This window comes from Halobacterium sp. DL1 (genome assembly GCA_000230955.3).
Classification (GTDB): Archaea; Halobacteriota; Halobacteria; order Halobacteriales; family Halobacteriaceae; genus Halobacterium.
The window spans coordinates 2,574,126-2,598,455 of record CP007060.1; the positions used below are offsets into that span (position 1 = coordinate 2,574,126).

A 24,330-nucleotide genomic window follows, 5' to 3' on the forward strand; every position below is an offset into this window, starting at 1 on the left:
AGTAAAAATCTTTATACGGGATTATCACGCCTGAGAGATTCCGCAGCGAGCTTGAGGAACGCTACGTTGTTACGAAACGATTGGTCGAGCAATCGGGTCAGTGCCGAACAGTGCCCAGAAACAGAACGAGCCACGGTGTCCGAGGAATCGGAGCGGGACGGCGGGAGTAGTGCGGAAAGTCTCGTCCACCGGGTCTGCGGTTCCGGCCACATCCCTGGCGGTGGCTGGGCGCTGGACCGTCGTCACGCGGGCGTGGCCTGTTCGACGTTCGTGAACTCGAAGCGCGCACCGCCGTCGTCACCGTCGGTGATTCGCGTCTCCCAGCCGTGCGCGAGGGCGATCTGTTTGATGCTCGGAAGGCCGATTCCGGTCCCGCCCGCTTTCGTGGTGTAGCCGGGTTCGAACACCGCGGTTCGGTTCTCCGGGCGAACTCCCGGTCCGTCGTCCTCGACGAAGAACCCGTTCGCGAGCGGACCGACGCGGACGGTCCGCCCCTCACCGCCGTGCTCGACGGTGTTCCGGATGAGGTTCTCGAAGACCCGCAGCAACGCCATTTCGTCGGCCCGGATGCGCATCCCCGATTCGACGTCGCTCTTCGCGTCGTTCGTCTCCTGGGTCGCCCACGCCAGGTCGAAGACGTCGCCGACGTCGAGGTCTGTGACCTCGTCGACCACGCTCCCTGCTTTGATGGCGTCCGTCAGGTCGGCCAGGATGTCGGTCGCGCGCTGCAGCGAGTCCTCGACCGCCTCGAGGTTGGTACTGTCGCCCGTCTCGCGGGCCAGTTCGAGACGGCCGACCGCGATGTTCAGCGCGTTCCCGAGGTCGTGGGAGAGCACCCGCCCCAGCCCCTCTAGCTGGCGGATCGTCTCCGCCTGGTGGCGGTCCTTGACTCGTCGATTCGACTCGTCCGAGAGGACCGCGACGACCTGGTCCGAGGAGGGCGCGTCGTCCCACAGCGGCGCGGCGTTGATGGAGAGCCAGACGAGTTCGCCGTCCGGTCGCCGGATGCCGTGCTCGACGTCGAAGATGGGGTCGCCCGTCTCGGCGACCTGCCTGAACGGCAGCGCGTCGTCCGAGACCGGTTCCCCGTTCTCGTCGACGATCCGCCACTTGTCGTCGTTGAACGTCCGTTCCGCGATTTCGGCTTTCGACAGGCCCAGGGTGGTCTCGGCGAGTTTGTTCGACCGGATGATGCTGCCCTCGCCGTCGAGCACGACGACTGCGGCGGGGCTCAGGTCCAGCACGCGGTCGAGGAACGCGCGGCTCCGCTCGAGTTCGTGTTCGGTGCGGTAGCTCCGAACGCTGTTCTGTATCCGGTTGCCCAGCACCTCGTACTGCTCGGTCCCGCTGCTCTTCTGCAGGTAGTCGGTCACGCCCCGGCCCACCGCCTCGCTGGCGATCTCCTCGCTCCCTTTGCCGGTAAAGAGGATGAACGGGATGTCGGGGTGGGACCCGCGCACGGTCTCCAGGAACTCTAGTCCCTTCACCTCCGGCATGTCGTAGTCGCTCACGATGCAGTCGATGCGGTCCGTCTCGAGTCGCTCGAGCCCGTGGCGGGCGTCTACCTCCGTAATGACCTCCAGGCCGTCGTGTTCCTGCTCTAGGACGGTCTTCACCAGCGCGCCGAACGCCGGTTCGTCGTCGACGTGGAGAACCCGAATCCGGCCCGTTCCGGCCTCTTTCCCCGAATCGACACTCATGACCGCCTCTCTGTCGGACCACCACATAACAGTGTGGGAATTGTTCACACACGCCCCGGGATAGCGTTAGTTCCTGTCGTCGTTCGTCCAACGGTATCGTGGCACTGATGGGAACACTCGTCAACGCGACCTACTGTCCGGACCTGGTCTCCGCCGACCCGCCTGGGGGCTCGCAACGACGGCCCTGACTCGGCTCGGAAGGATTATCGTGACAGCCATCCAATGACTATCCGATGGCTCCCGCAGAACGACAGACGCGCTCGCTGGGCGTCGCCTCACTCGCCGGTGTCGCGGTCGGGCTGGGCGTGTTGAGCCTCTACATCGCCGGGGGACTGGTCGTCGCCAACTGGAGCGTCACGGATTTCCTGGGCCACCTCGACGCCGAAGTCGCCGGAACGCTCCTCCTCGCCGGGGCGATTGCGGTCGCGTGCTTCGCCGTTCCGGTGGCGGCGTACCTCCGGCTCCGCCTGGTCTCGCCGCTCGTCGTCCTCTCAGTGGTCGTCCTCGGGTGGCTCGGCTACGCCGAGTCGACCGGGCTCTTGACGGCACAGACCGTCTTCGGGCTCGCAGTGTACGCGATATACCTCGTCCCACTGTACTTCGTCCTCTACGCCGTGGCCGGCGGCGTGGAGTACCACGTCCACCGCTAGAATTCGGGGCGTCGAAACCGTCGAGAGCGCGGTGAGCGTTCGGAACTGCTAGAGAACAGCCCTGCTTACCGCTCGTCGACGCTCGGGAACTCGCGGTCCTCCTCGCCCACGTAGCGAGCACGGGGGCGGATGAGGCGGTTGTCCTCGTACTGTTCGAGCACGTGGCCGACCCAGCCACCGACGCGGGACATCGCGAAGATGGGGGTGAAGATGTCGACGGGGATGCCCATCTGGTAGTACGTGGAGGCGGAGTAGAAGTCGACGTTCGGGGCGAGGCCCTTCTCGTCGGCCATGTACTGCTCGATGGTGACGCTCATCTCGTACCACTTCGTGTCGCCGGCGGCCTCGCCGAGGTCCTCGGACTGCTCGCCGAGAATCTTCGCGCGCGGGTCCTTGACGTTGTAGACGCGGTGGCCGAAGCCGGCGACGCGATTGCCCTCCGCGAGAGCGTTCTTGACCCACTCGAGGGGGTCCATATCGCTGTCGTCGACCTGCTTGAGCATGCGCATCACGTTGGCGTTCGCGCCGCCGTGGAGGCTCCCCGAGAGCGTGCCGATGGCGGAGGTGACCGCGGAGTGGACGTCCGCGAGCGTGCTCGCGGTGACCATCGAGGAGAACGTCGAGGCGTTGAGGCCGTGGTCGGCGTGGAGCACGAGCGCCTGGTCGAAGACGTCCGCGAGCACGTCGTCGGGCTCCTCGTCGTTGAGCATGTAGAGGAAGTTCGCCGCGTGGTCGAGGTCCTCGCGTGGTTCGACGGGGTCGTCGCCGTTGCGGAGGCGCGTGAACGCGGCGACGATGGTCGGCATCTTCGCGGTGATGCGCTCGCCCTTCCGAAGGGTCGCCTCGCGGTCGGTCGGGTCGACGTCCGCGTCGTCGTCGAACGCGGAGAGTTCGGAGACGGCCGTGCGGAGCGCGGCCATCGACTCCTCGTCGGCGTCGGCGAGGTCCGCGACCAGCGAGAGCACGTCGTCGTCGACGGCGCGGTAGCCCGCCATCTCGTCGCGGAAGGCCTCGAGTTCTTCGCGATTCGGGAGGCGGCCATTCCAGAGGAGGTAGAGCACCTCCTCGTAGCTGGCGTCCCGCGCCAGGTCTTCGATGGTGTAGCCGCGGTAGACGAGTTTCCCCGCGTCCCCGTCGATGTAGCTGAGTTCGGACTCGGCCACGAGCACACCCTCGAGACCCTTCTTGAGTTCGTCTGCCATAAGGTCTGATTCTTCGGTGTCGCTCCTAATGGGTGTCGGTTTCTGACGCGAGCCGTGGTATCTCGTTCCGGGTCCTAGCCGGCCGCCCCCACGCGAACGTTTTTCGCCCGGGGGCCAGAAGGTGTCCCCATGAGCGGCCGCGTCGAGTACGAACCCGCGAGCGTGAAGGCCCTCCTCGCGGAGATGAAAGACACCGCCGAACTCCTCATCGACCTCTCGTTCTCGGCGGTGCTCCACGGCAGCGACGACGTGGCCGCGGAGGTGCTGCGCCTCGAGGAGCGCATGGACGTCCTCCAGTTGCGGGCCCGGATGAGCCTCCTGATGGCCGCGCGCAACCCGGAGGACGCGGAGACGCTGGCGCCCGTCCTCGGGGTCGTCGGCGCCGCCGAGAAGATCAGCGACGCCGCGGGCGACGTCGCGAAGGTGGTGCTGGAGGACATCGGCGTCCCGGACGCGATGCGGGCGGCGCTCCCGGAGGCAGTCGAGTCGCTCGTTCGCGCGGAACTCGCGGCCGACTCGCCGTACGCGGGCCGCACGCTCGGCGACGTGAACCTGGAGACGGAGACCGGCGTCCGCGTCATCGCCATCCGGCGGGGTGGGGAGTGGATACTCAACCCCGACCGGGAGACCGACCTGCGGGCCGCCGACGTGCTCCTCCTGCGCGGCCCGGAGGCACGGGTCGGCGACGTCTCCGAAGCGGCGACCGGCGAGCGCTACGAACAGCCTGACCCCGTCGAGCCCGACATCGAGGACCTCGAGCGCGCCGTCGACTCCGTGGTGCTGATGAAGAACATGAGCGAGCTCGCGGTCGACCTGGCGTACGGCGCCGTCCTCTTCGACTCCGAGGACCTCGCCAGCGAGGTGGTCGAACTGGAGGCGGAGGTCGACGCCCTGAAATCGCGCTTCGAGGCGTGGACGCTGCGGGCCGCGAGCCGCGTGGCGGACCCGGTGTCGCTGCGCGGCCTGGTCCACATCGCCACCTCGACGGAGGTCATCAGCGACGCCGCCCTCGAGATCAGCGAGGGCGTGCTGCGCGGCCTCGACACGCACGTCGTCGTCCAGGAGGCCGTCGGGGAGTCCGACGAGGTGCTCGTCCGGGTCGTCGTGGACGACGACAGCGAACTCGCGGGGACGACCCTCGGCAGCGAGCAGGTGGAGACGGAGACGGGAATGCGAGTCATCGCGGTGCGGCGACCGGACGCCGACAGCGACGAGTGGGTCGTCCAGCCGGGGTCGGCGACGGGCATCGAGGCCGGCGACGTGCTGCTCGCGAAGGGGACGCGGACGAGCGGCGACCGCCTGCGAACACTCGCGGCGGGCTAACGCAGCGCCTTCCGCTCGGCGACGACCGCGCGCAGCGCGAGGTCCGGTAGCGGGACCAGGAGGTAGTCGCGGCCGTCGTCGTAGCCCGTCACCGTCACCATCGACGTCTCCGACGTCTCGAAGCGGAGTTCGAAGCCCGCCGGGTCCGCGGTGGTGCGCGCTGTCGTTACGCGGTTCACGATGCCGTCGTCGACCAGGGTCTTCCGGCGCTCGGCGAGTTCCGTTGCGACGTCGGGGTCGACGCCGAGCGCGTCGTAGCCGTCGTCGCTCCCCCGAACCCGTGAGAGCAGGCCACCGCTCTCCGGCGGTTCGACGCCGGAGCGGGCGTAGACGTGGCCGTCCTCGCGAGACACCACGAGGCGAGTGGTGCAGTCCTCGCCAGCGAAGCCGACGTCGCAGGTGAAGCTGTATCGCTTCTCGGCGTGGTCGGTGGACTCGACGTCGAAGCGGTGGCCGCCGGGGGACTTCTCGGCCCCGCGGAGCGGCGCGAGCAAGCCCGCGACGACCGCCGACGGCGTCGGTAGCCCGTCGCCACCGTCGCCGTCGGCGCCCATCGACGCGGCGAGGCGCGTCGGGAAGTCGTCGTCCGCCATCTGCGAGATGGAGCGCGTCCGTCTACAATAGGTTTACTTCTAAGAATCAACTAGTCGAGAGACTGCGAGAGGCGGTAGGCGGCGCCCAGCGTGAACGCGAGCGTCGCGAGCAGACCAACGGTGAACGCCAGCACGAGAGCGAGCGCGAGCAGGTACGGCGTGGAGTACGGCGACCCGCCCGAGGAGACGACGAAGAGGTAGTACGTCCCGACTGCGGCGAGGAGCCCCACGAGGAATCCGCGTTTGGCCTGCGTCGCCACGTCGAGCGCGCGCACGAAGTTGTCGACACCCGGCCGCTCGGACATACCCGCTGGTTGTGCCGGATTCGGGAAAGCCTCGTCGGTTCCGGGACCGAATCGCTCAAGGCCCAGCCCACGCCTTCTGTACGTAATGACTACGCTCGGCACGGCGTCCGCGGCCCCCGGGGAGCTCGACACGGGGCGGCTGACCGTCGGCGAGACCCGGGACGGCACGGCGGTCGGCCTCCCGGTCGCGGTCGTGAACGGCGAACGCGACGGGAAGACCCTCTACGTGCAGGCAGCCAGCGACGGCGACGAACTCAACGGCGTCGGCGTCGTGCGGCGCGTCGTCCCGCAACTCGACCCGGCAGAGCTCGCGGGCGAAGTGCTCGTCGTCGGCATCACGAACTACCACGCCTTCCAGGTGGGCGAGCACCGCAACCCAATCGACGACACGAAGCTCAACCGCGCCTACCCCGGGAAGGCCAACGGTTCCTCCTCCGAACGCATCGCGCACGCGACGTTCTCGGCGGCCGAGGACGCCGACCTCATCCTGGACCTCCACCAGGGCTCGACCTCTCGGATGATCAACGAGGTGCGGGTGCGCTGTGGCCGCCACCACCGCCTCCACGGCGACTGCCTCGAACTCGCGAAGGTGTTCGGCTGCGGCCACGTCCTCGACCAGAAGGGGCCGGAGGGCCAGCTCGCCCGCGCCGGCCCGGACGAGGGAATCCCGACCGTCGACCCCGAACTCGGCGGCTGCGTCGGCCTCGACGAGGAGTCCATCCAGTACGGCGTGAACGGCGTGTTCAACGTCCTCGAGTACTACGGCTTCCTCGACGGCGACGTCGAGACCCAGCCTCAGACCCGCGCGAAGGAGTTCGACCGCTACGGCTCCCCGGTCGGCGGCCTCCTCCAGTTCCGGGCAGACCTCGGCGAGGAAGTCGAGTCCGGCGACACCCTCTTCGAGGTGACGGACGTCTTCGGCACGCTGAAGGCCACCGTCACCGCCGACGACGACGGCATCTTCTGGCGGACCTGCCGCCGTCCCCAGGTCGCCACCGGCGAGTACGTCTGCTCGGTCGGGACGGACGTGGACCAGTATTAGGTCCTGAGGAAGAACTTTGTAGAGAACCTCTTTCCTAGACAATATGCCAGTATTTGAAATGATAGTTGAGGTACTAAGTAGTGATGCAGTTGGGAACCTAGCACTACTCCTGGCGGCTATCGTCGGGGTTCTGGGAAGTTGGTATCTCCAAGAGAGACGGAGAAAGATTAGAAGAAATCGCCTGAGGAGAGCTCTGGTTGCGGAGATAATGAGTATGCAACCGATGGTTCGGTCATTAGACCATCGAGAGCTAGAGGGAGACAAAGACCCAGAACTATTCTTCAGTAACAACGTCTACGACTCGAATACTGACAGAATAGGAGACCTGTCAGAGAAGGAGGTTACTGCGGTGATAGACTTCTATTCTGCCGCTGCAAAAGTTCAGGGAGTGGGGAACAAATCTGACGGGAGAGTGTTCATTGAAGCGACTGAGCGGGACGTGTACTCCAAGCTACTGAAGGCGTTATCTGCTCTAAAACAGAATACTAGTGGTTTTGGCCCCCAAGTCGATGAACTGGAGGAACCACTTCCCGTTGCGGAACCCGGCGAGCCAATCTAAAACAGGAAACGATTCACGCGATAAATCGGTTCTAAAACTATGCAAAAATTACTCGAATGCCGTTCCTGTGGCCGAACGTACGACTCCGGGCCGAACGAGCCGTGGCGCTGCGACTGCGGTCACGCGCTTGACTTCGCGGAACATCCGCTCCCCGACAGCGACGAACCCGACGTCGACCCGCGGGAAGGGCTGTGGGCGTTCGAGGAGTTCCTGCCCGTCGGGCGGGAGGTGACCCTCGGCGAGGGGTGGACGCCGCTGGCCGAGGCGCCCGACTGGGGCGCCCAGTTCAAACTCGACCACGTGTTCCCGTCGGGGAGTTTCAAGGACCGCGGCGCGGCGCTGACGCTCTCCCGGGCGGCGGAACTCGGCGTCGAGCGCGTCGTCGAGGACTCTTCGGGGAACGCGGGCGCGGCCATCGCGCAGTACGCCGCGCGGGCCGGCATCGACGCCGACATCTACGTGCCGGCGGACGCCAAGCAGTCGAAACTCGACGCCATCGAGGCGGCGGGCGCGACGCCAGTCCGGGTCGAGGGCAGCAGGCAGGACGTTACAGACGCATGCGTCCGCGAGGCCGTGGGCGGCGACGCGTGGTACGCGAGCCACGCGTGGAACCCGGCGTTCTTCGCGGGCACGTCGACGTTCGCGCTCGAACTCGCCGCCCAGCGCGACTGGGACGTGCCGGACGCCGTCGTCCTCCCGCTCGGCCACGGCACGCTGTTCCTCGGCGCCTACCGGGGGTTCCGCGCGCTCCGCGACGCCGGGTGGACCGGGGAGCTCCCGCGCCTGCTGGGCGTGCAGGCCTCGGGCGTCTCGCCCATCGTCGAGGAGCTTCACGGGCGCGAGGGTGAGCGGAGCGAACCCTCGAATGGGCGAGCGAGGAGCGCAGCGACCCGCGAGGCGGGGACGAACGACGTCGCCGACGGCATCCAGATCCGGGAGCCCGCGCGGCGCGGCCAGATTCTCGACGCCATCGAGGCGACGGGCGGCGACGCAATCGCCTGCGGCGCCGAGGCGACCGGCGACGCGCTCGCAGCACTCCACGAGCGCGGCTTCTACGTCGAACCGACGAGCGCCGTCGGCGTCGCCGGCCTCGGGACCTACCGCGAGCGCGGCGAACTCGACGACGGGGACGACGTGATCGTCGCGCTCACCGGGAGCGGACTGAAGACGTGATTCCGTCGTACTGCCCCCAGTGCGGGACCGAACTCGGCGAGCGACGCGTCGAGGACCGCGACCGCAAGTGGTGTGGGTCCTGCGAGCGCCCCGTCTACCGGAACGCGGTTCCCTGTGCGGGCGTCACCGTCCTCGACGGCGACCGGGTGTTGCTCGTCCAGCGGTCAGTGCCACCCGGCGAAGGGTCGTGGGCGACCCCCGCCGGTCACCTCGAAGTCGAGGAGGAGCCCCGCGTGGGTGCGGCGCGGGAGCTGGAGGAGGAGACCGGACTCTCGGTCGACCCCGCGGCGCTGGTGCTGCTGGAGGCGACACAACTCGAACAGTTCGGAGAGAAACACGTCGTCTCGGTCGGCTACGCGGCGAGCGCGGCGGACGTGACCGGGACGCCGGAGGCAGGGTCGGACGCCGCGGCCGTCGAGTGGGTGCCACGGGAGCGACTCGCGGAGCGGCCGCTACGTCCACACGTCGAGCGGCGGGTGGAGGCCGCGGTTCGCGCGCTGTCCGACTAGCGGATCGTCTGGAGGTCGACGAACGCGTCGTCGGCGGCAGTCACCCACGTAGTGACCAGTTCGTCGGCGGAGGCGTGGGCGGGGAACAGGGTGCACTCCTCGTGGCCATCCTGGGACTCGATGCGAGCCAGAAGCCGGGAGGAGACGCCGTCGCTGCTGGCGCCCTGGGCGGGGTCGGGGTGGGAGCGGTGTCCACCGGTCATGGTTCCAGTTTCGACTGACAGTGAATAAAGTGTTGTGGTACGGTGCTACTGGTTCGCACGCCAGCCCAGCGCGTCGTGGCAGTGCCGTCCCCGGATTACCGCTCCGGGTGGACGGGCGCGTCCCACTCGCCGCGGACGAGCGGTCTGGCGACGTGTCGGCGGGCGCACGGCGGTACCTCGTACCAGCCGACCGCGAGGTCGCGGTCGAGTGGGCGGGGGACCTTGCCGGGGGCGTCGGTGCCGCAGTCGCGACAGCGGTAGCCCTGGTCGGCGCCCGCGCTCTCCATCCGGTTCCCGCAGGTCGGGCAGGTCGGCGTCTCGCGCTCGGTGGTCACGAGGTCGCGGACCGCGAACTTCTCCAGTTTGAACGTGCCGTCGCTCACCTCGCCGCAGACCGTGAGGTAGTCGCCCAATCGGAGCGCCCGCACCCGGTCGCGGAAGCGCTTCGTGGGTTCGAAGGCCGCACACTGCACGCGCTCCCCGTCGGCCTCGACGGGCACGAAGACGTGGCCGCCGCGGCGGGTCTCGGGGTCGCCCCCGACAGTCACGTCGACGCGGTAGGCGCGGCCGTCCTTGACGTCTGCGAGGTCGGCGTCCGCGAGGTGGGCGTCGGTGCCCTGGTTCGTCACGAACAGCTGGCTCGCGTGGACGGGTTCACTGTCTATCTCGTCGGCGACCCACGCGACCGTCTCCAGGTCGTCGCCGCGGATGCCGTAGAGGATGGGGCCGGGCGTGTGCGGGACACAGACGGTCTCGCCCTCCCCGCGGTCGACGGTGTCCCAGGCGTCCGGGTAGGCGGCGTCGGCGGCCGTGAAGACGCTGTCGGCGTCGACGCGGCGCTCGGTCCCCCAGCGCTCGGGTTCGCGGTAGTCGATGTGCTCGTACGTCCAGTCGTCGAAGGCCGGCCAGGCGCCCACCGCCGCGAGCGCCCCGACGACACCGCGGCCGTCGCCCCAGCCCGCAGTCTGGTAGCCGTGGGCGGCCGCCAGCGAGTGGGCCTCACCGGGGTCGAGGTGTTCGCGCATCGCCCGCCTGGCGAACTCGGCGACAGCGTCGGGGGCGTCTCGCTCGTGGGCGACGACGACGCCCGGGTTCGTGCGGGGGTCCGCCGTCTCGGCGTTCGCCCCGACCACGTCCGTCGCGACATCGAAGGCGACGGCGGGGTCGACGTCCACGTGGACCGCGAGCGCCGCGTTCCCGCGGGTCTTGTACTCGACCGCGGGGTTGAGGCGGACGAGCAGCAGGCGCTCGACGGTGGCGCCGCGCTCGCGCAGTCGCTCGGCGACGAGGTGGGCGGCGTACGTCGTACACATCCCGCGCTCGCGGGAGTCCGTGTCGTCAAGCGCAACGACGGTCATCCCCTCGGCGTACGCCCCGGGAACGTTTCGCGTTTCCGGTCCGGGCAGGTCCCCGATTCGGGGATAGTGGGCCGAAAACGCGTGGAAGCGGGGGTTTCCCGGCACAACGCATATATGTGGCCACCGGCTTACCTCACCGTATGTCACGGTCGGCACTCATCGAGAACGTCACCGCGATGCTCGGGGACGCGGGGTTCACGGTGAGCGAGCGCTGTGCGACCCGACCCAAGAGCTTCGACATCGCGGCCCGCCGCGGCGACGACGTGGTGCTCGTCAAAATCCTCGGCAACATCGACGCCTTCGACGGCGAGACGGGCGCCGAGATGCGCCGCATCGGGAGCTACCTCCAGGCCACGCCGATGGTCATCGGCCTGCGCACCCGCGACGAGGAGCTGAAACCCGGCGTCGTCTACTTCCGGCACGGCGTCCCCGTGCTCAGCCCGGACACCGCGATGGACTTCTTCGTGGAGGGCGTCCCACCGCTCATCTACGCGGCGCCCGGCGGCCTCTACGTCAACATCGACGGCGACGTGCTCTCCGACCGGCGCAAAGACGACGACCTGAGCCTCGGCCAGCTCGCCAACCAGCTCGGCGTCTCCCGGCGCACTGTCTCGAAGTACGAGGACGGGATGAACGCCAGCATCGAGGTAGCGATGGAACTCGAGGACCTGTTCGGCGGCGACCTCACCGCACCCGTCTCCGTGATGGACGGCGCCGAGGAGGTCCGGGACGCCGACCCGACGCCGGAGGACCCCGAGGCCGCGCCCGAGGACGTGCCCGTGCTGAGCGTGCTCGCGCGCGTCGGCTTCGAGGTCCACCCGACGCTCCGCGCGCCGTTCAAGGCCGTCGGCGAGGACCTCTCGCGGGCGGACCGACTGCTCACTGGCCACTCCGCGTTCACGGAGGCCGCCGTGAAGCGCGCCCGCATCATGAGTTCGCTGGGCGAGATTACGCACACGCGGGCGGTGTACGTCGTCGACGAGGCGAGCCGCAAGTCCGTCGATGGCACCGCCATCGTCGAGCGCGAGGAACTCGAGGACGTCGAGGGCGCCGAGGAGTTCCGGGACCTGCTGGCGGACCGCGGCGACCCCCAGGAAGCCTGAGGGGTCGCCCGCGCCGGGCCGATATCGTTCTCCCAGGAACAGGGACAACGTTTAGACGAAAGCAGCAACGGCTCCCCCACGACATCGACACTCCACTAATACCGAGCAGTACGACTACGTGGTGCTACCGTCGAACTGACAGTCAATCTGTCGAATCACCCGCCTGCGGGTGGGTAACGTCCCCCTACGCGCCGCCACGTTGTCCATCTTCCCCGTCCACGTGTCGTCGTCGTTGTTACCAGCTGCCGGCACAATGGTCACGAAAGTTATATTTAGGAGAGCGTCACAGTACTGGGCGTAGATGTCGGGTACGAATGTCAGAGAGCACGCAGACGAAGCACACAACTCAGGAACGGCGTCTCCGATCTCCGATTCTGTCACCAGGACGTACAACTGGGCGGACGTAGAGCCGACCACCGGAGTGGTCGAAACGACCGCCGCCGCGACGGGCGTCAAACAGACCGACCTCGAGGTTCTCCACGACGCCGTCGACACCACGGCGTTGAACGCCTTCCTCCGGTCGGACGGGGACGACGAGGACCTCCGAGTCTCCTTCGACTACCACGGCTGTACCGTCGTGGCCCGACAGAGTGGCCACGTCACTGTGTACCCCATCGACGGCTGACGGCCCAGACTGCTGATTCGTTCTCCGGGAGCCAGCGACACCGGAAAGGAAATTGTTCGAAAGCGTCGTCTACGGATGCTGTTCTCCGCTCACCACACGGCAAAAAATCCGGCCCAGACCGTTACGAGCCGTAGGTCTCTTCGAGGTACTCGACGATGTCGTCGCTCTCGTTCATCCCCTCGACGCCGTTGTCGGTGTCGACGAGGACGGGGACGCCGCGCTGGCCGCTGACCGCCTCCACCTCGTCGCGTTCGGCGTGCGAGCTCGCGACGCCGTGTCTCTCGTAGTCCAGGCCGAGTTCGTCGAGTTTCGTCTCGACCTTCGCGCAGTACGGGCAGCCGTCGAGTGCGTACAGTTCGAGCGTCATGCTCGTTCGTTGTGGCGTCTCACTGAAGAATCCGGGGGTCGGAGCGGAGCGGGCCGCTACACTGCGGCGGAGAGGACGCCGCTGGTCCGGACGTAGAAGTAGAGGACGAACAGACCGGCGAGCACCCACTGGCCGGGGTGGACGTCGTCCCACTCACCCACGGCGCCCTTCACGACGGGGTAGGAGACGATGCCGGCCGCGAGGCCGTACGCGATGGAGAACGTGAACGGCATGACGAAGATGGTGAGCGCGGCGGGAATCGCGAACGTGACGTCCTGCCACGCGATCTCCGCGACGTTCGCGAGCATGATGATGCCGACGACGACGAGCACGAGGTGGCTCGCGTACGTCGGGACGGCGACGGCCAGCGGGACGACGGCCAAGCTCAGGATGAACAGCACGGCGACGACGAGCGCCGTCAGACCCGTGCGGCCGCCCTCCTCGACGCCGGTGGCGGACTCGATGTACGTCGTGACGGTGGACGTGCCGAGCATCCCGCCGACGGTGGTGCCGATGGCGTCGGCCATCAGCGGCTTGTCGATGTCGGGGAGGTCGCCGTCCTCGTCGAGGAAGCCGGCGGCCTGCCCGACGCCGGTGAGTGTGCCGGCGGTGTCGAAGAAGTCAACGAAGAAGAACGTGAAGACGATGAGCGCGAACGACACGCCCTCGATGTTCTGCAGTCCCTGAACGAACGCGCCAGCCAGCGGCGTGATGTCGTAGCTAGCGGCGTTGTACGCGATGGGGACGTCGGGCGCGAGCGGGACCGGAGACTGCAGGGTGGCCCCGTACAGCTCCATCGCCTGCTCGGCCGGGTAGGCGGCGTAGTCGAGCGCGCTGGCGGCGTAGCCGAGCAGGCTCGTCGCGATGATGCCGATGACGATGCTCCCGGTGACGCCGCGGGCGTACAGTGCCAGCGTCAGCAGCAGGCCGACGACGCTGACGACGGCGACGGGGTCGCTAGCGAACACCGGGCTGAACTGGACGAAGGTGGCCGAGGAGCCGGCGATGACCCGCATCTCCTGGAGGCCGATGATGGCGAGGAACAGTCCGATACCCGCGCCGACCGCGAGTTTGACGGGTTCGGGGAACAGCCGGATGATGTACTCGCGGGCGCCGACGGCGGTGAGCACGATGAAGACGAGGCCCTCCACGACGACGGCGGCGAGTGCGGTCTGCCACGGGATACCGAGGCCGAGGACGACCGTGAACGCGAAGAACGCGTTGAGGCCGAGGCCGGGCGCCTGCGCGAACGGCCGGTTGGCGTAGAACGCCATCACGAGCGTCGCCGTGGCAGCGGCGAGCAGCGTGACGACAGCGATCATCTGGAACGTTCGTTCCGGACCGATGCCGTCGATCTGGATCGCCGCCGAGAGGATGGCCGGGTTGACGACGACGATGTAGGACATCGTCAGGAACGTGGTGATGCCAGCGACCAGTTCGGTGCTGACGTCGGTGCCGTGTTCGTCGAGTTCGAAGTAGTCAGCGAGCCCCATGATGCACGTTCGAGCACATCGATACCAGAGTATTAAGCGTTGTTATGCACGTTCGTACTTCTTGCACTCAAACAGGTTCTGGGGAGCGATGATAGACACGTACGTGCACAGAACCGGCCGATTCTGGGGCCGAGCGGTGTGTCAGTCGAGGTGGGCGAGCGCGCCGACCGGTGCGTCAGTGAGTTCGCGGGCGCGTTCGACGCCCTCCTGACCGGCCGCGATGAGCGTGAACACGCCGGTGACGTCGGCGTCGGCGGCGTGTGCGATGTCGAGGAGGAGTTCCTGGGTCTCGCCCGAGCGGATGAGGTCGTCGACGACGAGCACCGTGTCGCCCGCGCCGATGGCCGACGCCGGCAGGTAGTAGGTGAGTTCGATGCCCGAATCGAGGCGCTGGCGGGCCTCGATGAACTCCTCGACGGCCGTCTCCTTGGACTTCTTGGCGTACGCGCAGTCCGCGCCGTAGTAGGAGGCCAGCGCGGCGGCGAGGGTGATGCCGTCGGTGGCGGCAGTCAGCACGACGTCGGGGCGCTCGAAGTCGAACGTCTCGGCGGTGACCGGTGCCGCCAGGTCGAGGAACGACTGGTCGAAGACGACCCCCGAGTTGTCCACGTAGCCCTCGTCGTCGACGCGGACGCGGGAGGTCAGTTCCTCACGGAGCAGGTCGGCGCCGGCGTCGCCGACGACCGCCTGCGCCCGGTCCGCGCTCGGGAGCACGTGACCGTTGACGTAGCGGTTCAGGTCGCCCGCGGGGAGCCCCGTCTCCGCGGAGAGTTCGTCGTAGGTGCGCGTCTCCTTCAGGGTCCGCAGGACCGCGACGGCCTGCAACTGCAGGGCCGCCTTCTCGGCTCGGTTCATACAGATACGCACGTTTCCACAAACTTGAATACCTCGAAACGCTGCTGGCGGGAAGGAACCACGAACGCGCTGTTTCAGGTGGCAACCGGGGTCCCGCGGCGACCCCAGACCGGGCGATTGGTCACGCCGAGTCGAGCAGGTCGCTCGCCGTGACCAGCGCCTCCATCTCCACGCCGTGGTCGGCGAGCAGTTCCCGGCCGCCCTCCTCGCGGTCCACGACGAGCAACGCCCGGTTCACCGTTGCGCCGGCGTTGCGGAGCGCCTCCACGGCATCCACGGCTGACTGGCCGGTCGTCGCGATGTCCTCCACGACGACGACCTCCTCGCCGTCGTCGAGGCGGCCCTCGATGCGGTTGCCCGTGCCGTACTCCTTGGCCTGCTTGCGCGCGATGACGTACGGGACGTCCGCAACCACCGACGTGGCCGCGGCGAGGGGTACGCCGCCGAGGGCGACGCCCCCGAGTTTCGTGTCCGCGTCGATTCGCTCCGCGAACGCCTCCGCGATTGCGCGCAGGCAGTCGGGGTCCGTCTCGAAGAGGTACTTGTCCACGTAGTACTCCGAGGTGCCGCCGTGGGAGAGTTCGAACTCGCCGAACTGCACGGCGTCTGCGTCACGCAGCGCCGCGATGAGGTCGTCGTTCGCCATTGCCAGAGACGGCGCGCCGGTCCAGTAAAAGGTGTCCGGTCACCGCCGCCGTCGTGGGGCGCGGTGCCAGGCGGCGAAACCGGTTTGGTGGGCGCCGCCGAACCGACCGTTCATGCAGGTGCGGGAAGCCACACCCGAGGACGCGGAGGCGGTCCACGGCGTCGCGGAGGCCGCGTGGCACGACGCCCACGGGCCCATCGTCGGGACTGAGGCGGTCGACGCGTTCCTCGCGGAGCACTACGAACCTGAAGTCCTCCGAGAACGCTACCGCGACGCCGACAGTGTGACGTTCGTCGCCGAACGCGGCGGGGAGGTGGTCGGCTACGCGAGCGGCGTCCCCTCCGACGACGGCTACACGCTCGGCTCGCTGTACGTCCACCCCGACCGCCAGGGAGCGGGAATCGGGAGCCGACTGCTCGCTCGCGTCGAGGACGCCGCCCGGGATGCCAACTACGACGCCGTGGACCTCGTCGTGATGGCCGAAAACGACGACTCCATCGGCTTCTACGAGTCGAAGGGGTACGAGCGCGTTGGCGACCACCACGACGAGCTGCTCGACGTCGACGGCTACGTGTACGAGAAACCAGTCTGAGGGCGGTGCTCACGCGGTTTCCCTGTTCAGGCAAGGTCGAAGCAGACGAACTGCCGGCCGCGACCTACAGCGGGGACAGCGACCAGTCGCTGACGGACCGCTCGAGAAGAGCGAGCAGGCCGGCCAGGACGAAGAACAGCGGCCACCCGAAGAGAAACGCCAGCGAGTACATACCGGGGCTGGACGCTCCCCCGTCGACGCCACCAGTAGGTAGCAGTCCGAGCAGCAGAACGAGGATGGCAACCGAGAGGGGCGTGACCAAGCCCTCCCGCCCCAAGGCGAAGCCTGCCAGGCCACCCATCGCGAGACCCCCGGATGCGACCCACACGTAGAACGTAACCGGGGAGCCCGAACCCAGTCCGAACACCGCCAGCCAGACGCTCGCGTAGAGCACGGCCCCGAGCGCGAGGCCTGTCGTCCCCCTGTTCACCCCACCTGTCTGGTTCTGCACGGGTTCGAGAACCGACAATAGCGTGGTAAGTTTTTCGTGTTTGTCAACTCCCGTCACTCCAAGCAAGCATCCGCGACCCGAGCGGCTCGAAGAGCCCGGGAGGGTCGCGGTTCACGCTGCGAGCGAACGTAGTGAGCGAGCAGCGGCCGACGACTGAGGGACGCGAAGCGGACCGAATGAGGAGTGCTTTTGGCCGAGCTTTTGCTCTGCGGGCGCGGCGGAGCCGCGCCCGCAGAGCAAAAGGTCGCTTACCAGGGCTCGTCTTTCAGACCCAGCTGGTAGGCGCCGACGTTGGTGCCGACGTGGAGGAGTGGGGTGAGGACGAGAACGGCGGCGATGACTTCGAGGGTGAATGTGTCGCCGAACCAGGCGGGGGCGGCGACGGCGGTGAGCGCGAGCGCGACGACGACGAAGTCTAGCTGGTCGACGAGCGGGAAGGCAGCGCCGCGCTCGCGGCCGGTGCGGCGCTTGACGAAGGAGGCGAGGATGTCGCCGAGCATCGCGCCGGCCGGGAGCGCGACCATCGCGGCGAGCGGGAAGACGGGAATCGGGACGCCGAGCCCGTCGGCAGCAGCAGGTTCGAGAGCATTGAGTACGAGGGCGAGCACGACGCCGGCGAGGATGCCCACGAACGTGCCGCGCCACGTCTTCCCGTCGCCGAGGACGCGGCGTCCGTTCCAGGTGCGGCCGCCGTCGATGGGGCGGCCGCCGCCCGCGAGCACCGCGACGTTGTTCGGGACGTAGGCGGGGAGCATCGCCCAGAACGCGACGGCGACGGTGGCTGCGAGGTCCATGCTCGCCGGTGCACGCGGCGGCCGCAAAAACCCGGGGGTTTCGAACAGACGGGTCGTTTAAGGGAGGGGGAGACACAGACATTGGTATGATACCGCCCATCGCGAGTCAGTTCGTCGCGGGAGAGTCTCCCGCGGCAGCGCTCGACCACGTCGACGACCTGAACGACCGGGGGGTGAAGGCCATCCTCAACCTGCTCGGCGAGCACTACGAAGAGCGCCCCCCGGCCGACGAGGACGCGGCAGCGTACGAGGACCTCGCCCGGGACATCTCGCGCAGCGACCTGGACGCCTGTATCTCCGTGAAACCCTCGCAGATCGGCCTCGACGTCGGCGACGACGTGTTCGCCGAGAACTTCGCGGACATCGTCTCAGTGGCCGACGAGCACGACGTGTTCACGTGGGTCGACATGGAGGACCACGAGACGACGGACGCGACGCTGGACGCCTTCGAGGCGCAGACGACGGAGTACGGCGGGAACGTCGGCATCTGCGTGCAGGCGAATCTCAAGCGCACGGAGGAAGACCTCGAACGGCTCGCCGACCTCCCCGGGAAGGTGCGCCTCGTGAAGGGCGCGTACGACGAACCGAAATCACTCGCGTACAAGAAGAAAGAGCGCGTCAACGAGGCGTACCGCAGCTACCTGGAGTACATGTTCCGGGAGTTCGACGACGGCGTCGCGGTGGGCAGCCACGACCCCGAGATGATCTCGCTGGCCCGGGAGCTCCACGACGAGTACGGCACCGACTACGAGGTCCAGATGCTGATGGGCGTGCGCGACGACGCGCAGGTCGACCTGTCGGCGGAGGGTGTCGAGGTCTGGCAGTACGTTCCGTACGGCGACAAGTGGTTCTCGTACTTCTACCGGCGCGCGATGGAGCGCAAGGAGAACATGCTGTTCGCCCTGCGCGCCGTCCTCGGGCGGTAGCGCCGCCCAACCTCGCAATCACTTTACGTCCTGCCTCTATGGGTTCGGGTATGACCTCCTGGAAACGGGACTTCGCGAGCGGTCTCGTCGTCCTCGTGCCGATTCTGGTCACGGCCTACGTCATCTACTGGCTGTTCGGCATCATCGCGGGGTTCGCTGGCATCGCGACGTCCATCGACGACCCGGTGACCGCGGTGGGGCTGACGCTGCTGGTGTTCGTCTTGCTGGTGTTCTCGGTGGGCTATCTGATGCGGACGGCCGTCGGGAGCATCGTCGAGGGCATCATCGACGACCTGATGAACCGGCTGCCGATTCTTCGCATCGTCTACAACGCGTCGAAGATGGCCGTCGAGACGGTTCTCTCCGGCGGTACGGGCGAGTTCCAGAAGCCCGTGAAGATCTCGCCGTGGCAGGGGATGCGGATGACGGCGTTCAAGACCGGGAAGACGACAGACGACGGCCGCGAGGTGGTGTTCATGCCGACCTCCCCGAACATCACCACGGGCTTCGTCATCGAGGTCGACCCTGACGACATCGTCGAGACCGGCGAGAGCGTCGAAGACGCGCTGACGCGCGTGTTGAGCGCGGGCTTCGGGGAGAACGAGAAGAAGAAGCAGAGCGTCGAGCAGTTCGTCGGGGACGACGAGTAGCGATTCCGGCGGTCGGCCGTCGGCGGTGTCTGTTCTTCGTTCGAGCGCAGAAGGAGAGTCGTCGGGTCGTTCAGCGTTCGGTCGGCGGTTTCAGACGTAGTGGAACCACTCCTCGCGCTCGCCGGCTTCGACGAGGTCGAAGAACGCAGTCTGGAGTTCCTCGGTGACGGGGCCGCGGCCGCCGTCGCCGATCTCGACGTTGTCGACCTTGCGGATGGGGGTGACCTCGGCGGCGCTGCCGGTGAAGAACAGTTCGTCGGCGGTGTTGAGTTCGCCCCGGGAGATGGAGACGTTGTCGTGGACGGTGTAGCCGCGCTCCTCGGCCAGCGTAATGACCGTCTCGCGGGTGATGCCGTCGAGGATGCTCTCGGAGAGGCCGGGCGTGTACAGTTCGCCGTCCCGGACGAGGAAGAGGTTCTCGCCGGGACCCTCCGCGACGTTGCCCTCCTTGTTCAGGACGATGGCCTCGACGAAGCCGTTGCGGCGGGCTTCCTCGCCAGCGAGCATGGAGTTGACGTAGAGACCGGTGGTCTTGGCGTTCGTCGGGATCTGGCTGGAGGAGTGCTTGCGCCACGAGGAGACCATCACCTCGACGCCGTTCTGGAGGGCGTCCTCGCCGAGGTAGGCGCCCCACGGCCACGCCGCGATGGTGACGTCTGTCGGGCAGTCGCCCGGGGAGACGCCCAGCGTGTCGTAGCCGTAGTAGGCCAGCGGGCGGATGTAACAGGACGCGAGGTCCTGGCGGTCGAGCAGTTCGGTCACCGCCTCGGTGAGCTCCTCGGGCGTGTACTCGATTTCGAGGTCGTAGGGCTTGCAGGAGTTGTAGAGGCGTTCGAGGTGCTCCTCCCAGCGGAAGATGGCGGGGCCGTTGTCCGTGTCGTAGGCGCGGACGCCCTCGAAGACGCCGCTGCCGTAGTGGAGGGCGTGCGTGAGGACGTGGACTTTCGCCTCGTCCCAGTCCACGAACTCACCGTTCATCCAGATCGTGTCAACGTCCATCTCGTCGAATCCGCTCATACTCGCCGGAACGGCTCGCCGTATCATAAAACCACGAGTGACGCTCCCCGCGGCGTTTGCTGGTTTCTCCAACACGCGGCAGAAATGCCCGATGATAATCTAACCAACGTCCTTAATTACTGGAGTGAATTAGGCCGCGTCGATGAGCGAGTTCACGCCACTCACCTACGACGACATCGACGAGGCCCTCCGGCCGAGCCTGCGCGAGGCGCTCGTGCCCGTCCTCGCCGTCGTCGTCTTCCTCGGCGTCGGCTCGGGCTACCTGGAGCTCGCGCCGCACGCACCGCTGCTGTGGAGCATCGTCTTCGCGGGACTGTTCGCCCGCTACCGCCTCGGCTACGACTGGGAGGGCGTCTACGACGCCGCGGCCGCCGGCCTCCGCATGGGCCTGCAGGCCATCCTCATCCTATTCGTGATCTACGGGCTCATCGCCACGTGGACCAGCGCGGGCACCATCCCCGGGCTGATGTACTACGGACTGGACGCGCTGTCGCCGACCGTCTTCCTGCCCGTCACCGCCGTCCTCGCGGGTGTCGTCGCGTTCGCCATCGGCTCCTCGTGGACCACCGTGGGGACCCTCGGCGTCGCGTTCATCGGCATCGGCAACGGCCTCGGCGTCTCCCCCGCGATGACCGCGGGCGCCATCGTCTCCGGCGCGTACGCCGGCGACAAGCAGAGCCCGCTGTCGGACACCACCAACCTCGCGGCCGCCGTCACCAACACGAACCTCTACGACCACATCAACGCGATGCGGACCGGCACCGCCATCGCCTTCGGGCTCTCGGTGCTCGCCTACGCCGTCCTCGGCGTGTTCGTCGTGAGCGACGCGGGCGCGAACGTCGCCACCATCAGCGGCCCGCTGGCGGAGTCCTACGCGCTCGGCGCCGTCGTCTTCCTGCCGCTAGTCGTCACGTTCGGCCTCGCGGTCCGCGGCTACCCGCCGCTGCCCTCCCTCGTCGCCGGCGTCTTCGCGGGCGCGTTCACGACGATAGTCGCACAGGGCGCGTCGTTCACGAAGGCGTGGGACGTCTTCCTCAACGGCACCAGCCCCGCGACGGGGAGCGAACTCGTCGACGGCCTGCTGACGACGGGCGGCATCGCCGGGTCCGCCTGGACCATCGCCGTCGTCGTCGCCGCGCTCGCCCTCGGCGGCATCCTCGAGCGCACCGGCATCCTCGCTACGCTCGCCCACCACCTCACGGCCGCCGTCTGGTCGCCCGGGTCGCTGGTCGCGGGCACCGGCGTCTCCGCGATGGTGACCAACGCGTTCTCCGCCCAACAGTACATGAGCATCGTGGTCCCGGGGATGAGCCTCCGGAACCTCTACGAGGAGTACGGTCTCGAGGAGCGTGACCTCTCGCGGGCCGTCGAGGCCGCCGGCACGCCCACCGGGCCGCTGTTCCCGTGGCACGCCGGCGCCGTCTACATGGCGGGCGTCCTCGGGCCCGCGTTCGCGACGTCGTGGGACTTCGCGCTCTACTACTTCTTCGGGTTCCTCTCACCGCTCGTGCTGTTCGCGATGGCGCTGACCGGCCACGGCTACAGCCAGACTCGCGCGGAGGCCGACCCCGCGGCGCCCGCCGACGACTGACGCGCTACGGCGCCGCGAACAGTTTCCCGTTGCCGTCGGCTCTGAGGTGGACGCGGAGTCCAGCGAAGGAGAACTCGATGTAGGCGTTCTGTTCGGGGCGCGAGTCGAACAGCGCGTCCAGCGCGTCGGGTTCGACAGCCGTGTACAGCGGCTCCATCGACGTCGGGTCCCGGCCCCTGTAGGCAGCCACGGCCCGGACGACGGCCGCACTCGCCGACTCGTCGTCGTCCCACGTGAACGTCTGGAGGGGCGTGCGCTGCGAGTCGTCCTGCAACATGATAGCAGAGTACGCACGGACCCTGCCAATAGCTAGTGGTTCCCTCGAGAAGGGAGTTTAAGTGGGGCCGTTCGAATCGCCCCGCGTCGTCGGGTCGAGCAGGGAACTGGTGACGAGGTTCCGGGTCCCGCGACGGAGCCGGTTGGAGACGGCCCGGCCGCTGATGCCGAAGTGGTCCCCGAGTTCCGCCTGCGTGACTTGCCGGGGTTCGTCGAAGTAGCCGCGCTGGTAGGCGAGGAGCAGCGTCCGGCGCTGCTCCGGTGTCAGCAGACGGTCGTCGCCCAGGAGCTCCGCGAAGCCGTAGATGCGGCCTATCTCGACGTCGACGCCCTGGTCGGTGAGCAGCTGCCGGAACGCGCCGAGATCGTCGCGGCTCCCGCCCCGCACCTGGAACGTCCAGCCGTCGGCGGTCCCGGTGGCGTCGAGGATGGTCACCCGCAGGTCAGACATCCCCTGGACGACCACCGCCTCGGACGCCCACTCCGCGCGGAACAGCGCGCCCGACTCGACCTCGGTGAGTATCTCGACGGCTGCGACCCCTTCCTCCGCCTGGAACCGCTCGCGGAACCGCTGCGGGTCGGCGTCGACTACCCAGAAGAACGGGAGCGCGGCGTCGCCCATCGGAACCAGTCGTTCGAGTTCGATCGTCGCCTCTGGGAGGGACTCGAGGGTCTCCCCGCCGGGTATCGCCCGGGGCGGGAGACTGAACTCCGCGACGATGCTCATCGGGAGCGCTGTGCCGACGCCCCCGTCCGGGTGGCCGTCTCGGCGAGCGGTCGTGGACGAGCGGGCGGCGCCCGACTACTGGACCGCAACGCGATGGCTGTCCGGGTCGTAGTCGAGGACGCCCACGTCTTCGAGCACGGGGAGGTGGACGTGGTGGAGCGACACCGCCACCTGCTTCCGTGCCGGCGGGTCCTCGCCCGGGCCGGCGAGTCCTCGCCCGGGCCGGCGAGTTCCCGTTCGAGGACCGCCGTCGTCAGTTCCTCGAGGGTCAGTTCGTCGGTCTGCTCGGGGAGGACGTCGAGGACGACCTGCCGCCGCTCGTTGGCCAGCAGTCGGTGACGTTCGCTCTCCGTGAGTTCGGTGTCATCCCCTCGTTCCAGCCCGTGTTCCAGTTGTGCCTTGCTCATTGTAGGTGTTCACGGCACCCAGCCGTGAGTTCGTGTATCGATAGAGGGGTCGTTCCCGGGTAAGGATTGACCATAAGCAATTAGGCTGCCGTTTCGCCGTCTCCTCGGCGTCGTGGCGGTGATTTGACAGCCACGTGGTACTGATTGGTTACCAGTAGATTTCGACGTGGACAGGATTGATTGCAGCGTTCCCGGACTGTTACTTCCGTCCACGGAGGCTTAATTAGGTATGCGTTCTACAGGGGAAACTAATGGCCAGTGGTACACTGAGTGATGGGCTGCGTGAGGCGCTCGCAGTCTTCGAGACGGTCGACGGCACGGGTGAGCCGTTGACCACGAACGAGGTGGCCGAGGAGTTACCCATCTCCCGTCGGAGCACGTACGCCCGTCTGGAGCGCCTCGCCGACGACGGGTACCTGCAGACGAAGAAGGTCGGGAGCAGGGGCCGCGTCTGGTGGCAGCCAACGGCGGCCACGAGACCCGGAACGGCGGCCGAGAGCGGCGTCGAACTGGCGCGGCTCATCGACAACACCCCGGGGATGGTCTACCGGTGTCTACACGAGTCCGGGCAGCCGATGACGTTCGTCAGCGACGCCTGCAGCGACATCACCGGCTACGACGCCGCCGCCCTCGAGTCCGGCGACGTGAGCTGGACGGACGACGTCGTCCACCCGGACGACCGGGCGGACGTCCGCGAGGACGTCGCCGCGCAGTTGCGCGAGGACGACGAGTTCACGGTCCGGTACCGCGTCCAGACCGCCGACGGCGAGGTCCGGTGGGTGGCCGAACACGGGACCCTCGTCGACGACGACGGCCGTGGGTTCCTCGAGGGGGTCGTGACCGACGTCACCGAACAACAGACGGCCGAGCGGGAACTCGACGAGCGGACGCGCGAGCTCCGGGAGGAGACGGCGTTCGTCGAAACCATCCTCGACAACCAGCGGGACATCGTCTACGCGGTGGACACCGACGGGCGGCTCACGCGCTGGAACGACCGGCTCGTGGAGGTAACCGGCTACGACGACGAGGCGGTGGCGGGGATGCAGGCCAGGGAGCTCCTCGCCGACGAGGCAACTCGGCGGGTCGAGAACGCTATCGAGGCCGCCGTCGAAGAACGGGAGAGCGTGACCCTCGAACTGCGACTCGTGACCGCCGACGGCACGGAGATACCGTACGAGTTCACCAGCAACCCG

At 67.8% G+C, this 24,330-nt stretch carries 27 protein-coding genes; 11 read left to right on the top strand and 16 right to left on the bottom strand.

Annotated elements, in window-relative coordinates:
* Positions 1–242: 242 nt before the first annotated feature.
* A complete protein-coding gene (locus HALDL1_15400; GenBank protein ID AHG05403.1) occupies positions 243–1,700 on the bottom strand; it encodes a hypothetical protein in 1,458 nt (485 codons plus the stop codon).
* Between the two features lie 233 nt (positions 1,701–1,933).
* Between HALDL1_15400 and HALDL1_15405 the strand changes: the two genes are divergently transcribed.
* Entirely contained in the window at positions 1,934–2,350 is a 417-nt protein-coding gene (locus HALDL1_15405) for a hypothetical protein (protein ID AHG05404.1), read from the top strand.
* A gap of 65 nt (positions 2,351–2,415) precedes the next feature.
* On the opposite strand, the gene HALDL1_15410 is transcribed toward HALDL1_15405, so the two are convergent.
* On the bottom strand, positions 2,416–3,552 hold the full coding sequence (locus tag HALDL1_15410) for a citrate (Si)-synthase (protein AHG04823.1): 1,137 nt from the start codon (positions 3,550–3,552) through the stop codon (positions 2,416–2,418).
* Between the two features lie 129 nt (positions 3,553–3,681).
* Between HALDL1_15410 and HALDL1_15415 the strand changes: the two genes are divergently transcribed.
* Positions 3,682–4,875 (top strand): potassium channel protein, encoded by a 1,194-nt coding sequence (locus HALDL1_15415; protein ID AHG04824.1) that lies wholly within the window; start codon positions 3,682–3,684, stop codon positions 4,873–4,875.
* Here HALDL1_15415 and HALDL1_15420 read toward each other — a convergent pair.
* Entirely contained in the window at positions 4,872–5,468 is a 597-nt protein-coding gene (locus tag HALDL1_15420) for a hypothetical protein (protein ID AHG05405.1), read from the bottom strand. The genes HALDL1_15415 and HALDL1_15420 overlap by 4 nt on opposite strands.
* Positions 5,469–5,518: 50 nt before the next feature.
* Positions 5,519–5,773, bottom strand: coding sequence for a hypothetical protein (locus tag HALDL1_15425; GenBank protein ID AHG04825.1), 255 nt, complete (start codon positions 5,771–5,773; stop codon positions 5,519–5,521).
* Positions 5,774–5,858: 85 nt separating this feature from the next.
* Between HALDL1_15425 and HALDL1_15430 the strand changes: the two genes are divergently transcribed.
* From HALDL1_15430 to HALDL1_15440, 3 genes are all read left to right on the top strand, one after another.
* Entirely contained in the window at positions 5,859–6,815 is a 957-nt protein-coding gene (locus HALDL1_15430) for a deacylase (protein ID AHG04826.1), read from the top strand.
* Positions 6,816–7,413: 598 nt separating this feature from the next.
* Entirely contained in the window at positions 7,414–8,547 is a 1,134-nt protein-coding gene (locus HALDL1_15435; GenBank protein AHG04827.1) for a threonine synthase, read from the top strand.
* Positions 8,544–9,056 (top strand): NUDIX hydrolase, encoded by a 513-nt coding sequence (locus HALDL1_15440; protein ID AHG04828.1) that lies wholly within the window; start codon positions 8,544–8,546, stop codon positions 9,054–9,056. Before HALDL1_15435 ends, HALDL1_15440 begins: the two co-directional genes overlap by 4 nt.
* Here the strand turns inward: HALDL1_15440 and HALDL1_15445 are convergent.
* Complete coding sequence (locus tag HALDL1_15445; GenBank protein ID AHG04829.1) at positions 9,053–9,259, bottom strand: hypothetical protein; 207 nt, start codon at positions 9,257–9,259, stop codon at positions 9,053–9,055. The two genes, HALDL1_15440 and HALDL1_15445, sit on opposite strands and share 4 nt — an antisense overlap.
* A gap of 95 nt (positions 9,260–9,354) precedes the next feature.
* Entirely contained in the window at positions 9,355–10,617 is a 1,263-nt protein-coding gene (locus HALDL1_15450) for a tRNA(Ile2) 2-agmatinylcytidine synthetase (GenBank protein ID AHG04830.1), read from the bottom strand.
* 140 nt (positions 10,618–10,757) lie between these two features.
* On the opposite strand from HALDL1_15450, the gene HALDL1_15455 reads away from it, so the two are divergent.
* A complete protein-coding gene (locus tag HALDL1_15455) occupies positions 10,758–11,720 on the top strand; it encodes a hypothetical protein (GenBank protein AHG04831.1) in 963 nt (320 codons plus the stop codon).
* A gap of 364 nt (positions 11,721–12,084) precedes the next feature.
* Positions 12,085–12,345 carry a hypothetical protein gene (locus HALDL1_15460; GenBank protein ID AHG04832.1) on the top strand — a complete coding sequence of 87 codons (261 nt, stop codon included), beginning with the start codon at positions 12,085–12,087 and terminating at the stop codon, positions 12,343–12,345.
* 121 nt (positions 12,346–12,466) lie between these two features.
* On the opposite strand, the gene HALDL1_15465 is transcribed toward HALDL1_15460, so the two are convergent.
* From HALDL1_15465 to HALDL1_15480, 4 genes are all read right to left on the bottom strand, one after another.
* Entirely contained in the window at positions 12,467–12,712 is a 246-nt protein-coding gene (locus tag HALDL1_15465) for a glutaredoxin (protein AHG04833.1), read from the bottom strand.
* A gap of 56 nt (positions 12,713–12,768) precedes the next feature.
* Positions 12,769–14,205: a uracil permease gene (locus HALDL1_15470; protein AHG04834.1), complete on the bottom strand. Its 1,437-nt coding sequence runs from the start codon at positions 14,203–14,205 to the stop codon at positions 12,769–12,771.
* A gap of 141 nt (positions 14,206–14,346) precedes the next feature.
* A complete protein-coding gene (locus HALDL1_15475; protein ID AHG04835.1) occupies positions 14,347–15,060 on the bottom strand; it encodes an adenine phosphoribosyltransferase in 714 nt (237 codons plus the stop codon).
* Between the two features lie 121 nt (positions 15,061–15,181).
* Positions 15,182–15,706, bottom strand: a complete 525-nt coding sequence (locus tag HALDL1_15480) for an orotate phosphoribosyltransferase (GenBank protein ID AHG04836.1) — start codon at positions 15,704–15,706, stop codon at positions 15,182–15,184.
* Between the two features lie 118 nt (positions 15,707–15,824).
* Between HALDL1_15480 and HALDL1_15485 the strand changes: the two genes are divergently transcribed.
* Positions 15,825–16,298: a GNAT family acetyltransferase gene (locus HALDL1_15485; protein AHG04837.1), complete on the top strand. Its 474-nt coding sequence runs from the start codon at positions 15,825–15,827 to the stop codon at positions 16,296–16,298.
* A 64-nt stretch (positions 16,299–16,362) separates the two neighbouring features.
* On the opposite strand, the gene HALDL1_15490 is transcribed toward HALDL1_15485, so the two are convergent.
* Complete coding sequence (locus HALDL1_15490) at positions 16,363–16,749, bottom strand: hypothetical protein (GenBank protein AHG05406.1); 387 nt, start codon at positions 16,747–16,749, stop codon at positions 16,363–16,365.
* A gap of 248 nt (positions 16,750–16,997) precedes the next feature.
* The gene (locus HALDL1_15495; protein ID AHG04838.1) at positions 16,998–17,543 is read right to left on the bottom strand and encodes a hypothetical protein; all 546 of its coding nucleotides are present in this window, start codon (positions 17,541–17,543) and stop codon (positions 16,998–17,000) included.
* An 86-nt stretch (positions 17,544–17,629) separates the two neighbouring features.
* Here HALDL1_15495 and HALDL1_15500 point away from each other — a divergent pair, with 86 nt between their 5' ends.
* Together HALDL1_15500 and HALDL1_15505 are read left to right on the top strand one after the other, a co-directional pair.
* Positions 17,630–18,469, top strand: a complete 840-nt coding sequence (locus HALDL1_15500) for a proline dehydrogenase (protein AHG04839.1) — start codon at positions 17,630–17,632, stop codon at positions 18,467–18,469.
* A gap of 50 nt (positions 18,470–18,519) precedes the next feature.
* A complete protein-coding gene (locus tag HALDL1_15505; protein AHG04840.1) occupies positions 18,520–19,119 on the top strand; it encodes a hypothetical protein in 600 nt (199 codons plus the stop codon).
* A 90-nt stretch (positions 19,120–19,209) separates the two neighbouring features.
* On the opposite strand, the gene HALDL1_15510 is transcribed toward HALDL1_15505, so the two are convergent.
* On the bottom strand, positions 19,210–20,136 hold the full coding sequence (locus HALDL1_15510) for a branched-chain amino acid aminotransferase (protein AHG04841.1): 927 nt from the start codon (positions 20,134–20,136) through the stop codon (positions 19,210–19,212).
* A gap of 142 nt (positions 20,137–20,278) precedes the next feature.
* On the opposite strand from HALDL1_15510, the gene HALDL1_15515 reads away from it, so the two are divergent.
* Positions 20,279–21,727, top strand: a complete 1,449-nt coding sequence (locus HALDL1_15515; GenBank protein ID AHG04842.1) for an arginine:ornithine antiporter — start codon at positions 20,279–20,281, stop codon at positions 21,725–21,727.
* Positions 21,728–21,731: 4 nt separating this feature from the next.
* On the opposite strand, the gene HALDL1_15520 is transcribed toward HALDL1_15515, so the two are convergent.
* From HALDL1_15520 to HALDL1_15530, 3 genes are read right to left on the bottom strand one after another with little or no spacing between them, the layout of a single operon-like run.
* Entirely contained in the window at positions 21,732–22,004 is a 273-nt protein-coding gene (locus HALDL1_15520; GenBank protein AHG04843.1) for a hypothetical protein, read from the bottom strand.
* Positions 22,005–22,061: 57 nt separating this feature from the next.
* Entirely contained in the window at positions 22,062–22,730 is a 669-nt protein-coding gene (locus tag HALDL1_15525; protein ID AHG04844.1) for a bacterio-opsin activator, read from the bottom strand.
* Positions 22,727–23,137, bottom strand: a complete 411-nt coding sequence (locus tag HALDL1_15530; GenBank protein AHG05407.1) for a hypothetical protein — start codon at positions 23,135–23,137, stop codon at positions 22,727–22,729. The genes HALDL1_15525 and HALDL1_15530 overlap by 4 nt, the downstream gene beginning before the upstream one ends.
* Positions 23,138–24,330: the final 1,193 nt, after the last annotated feature.